Source organism: Ensifer sp. NM-2 (genome assembly GCF_003024455.1).
GTDB lineage: Bacteria > Pseudomonadota > Alphaproteobacteria > Rhizobiales > Rhizobiaceae > Ensifer > Ensifer canadensis.
In genome coordinates, this window is sequence record NZ_PVZR01000091.1 from 1 (window position 1) to 656 (window position 656).

Here is a 656-nt window from a genome sequence, read left to right on the forward strand (position 1 = left end):
CGTCAAACCGTTCCACCACGCCGCCAAGCTGCCAACCGGACGTGATCACCGGGGCGTCGTTGGTGCCGGTGATGACGATCGTCACCGTCTGCACTGCCGTGCCGCCATGGCCGTCGTCGACGGTCACGTCATACTTCTGCGTCAACGTCTGGCCGGCTTGCAGCGAGTCCAACACGCCGTCAGCCACCTTGAAGCTCCAGCCAACCTTGTCAGTCGCCTGATTCACCGGGCCGAGCGAGAAGGTGCCGAGGTAGCTGGGGCCCTGTGCGGTGAAGCCGGCACTGTGGGTGTCGAGCGTATCGATGTCGGCAAAAGTGACCGCGCCGCCCTGCACATGCACAACCGCATTCTCACCGGCCGCGTTATCAGCTCGTTCCGTCACCGCACCGCTCTGCACCGCAGAGGTGATCACCGGAATGTCGTTCGTGCCGGTGATCACAATCGTCACCGTCTGCACTGCCGTGCCGCCATGGCCGTCATCGACGGTCACGTCGTACTTCTGCGTCAGCGTCTGGCCGGCCTGCAGCGAGTCGAGCACGCCGTCGGAGACCTGGAAGCTCCAGCCGACCGAGTCACCCGCCTGGTTCAGCGCGCCGAGCGCGAAGGTGCCGAGGTAGCTGGGGCCCTGGGCCGTGAAGCCGGCGCTGTGGGTGTCG

Annotated in this window: 1 protein-coding gene; it reads right to left on the reverse strand. The window is 65.9% G+C overall.

Features of this window, described 5'->3' with window-relative positions; translation table 11 throughout:
* On the reverse strand, nt 1-656 hold a 656-nt coding region (locus C6558_RS38910; RefSeq protein ID WP_199197133.1), incomplete at both ends, for a VCBS domain-containing protein.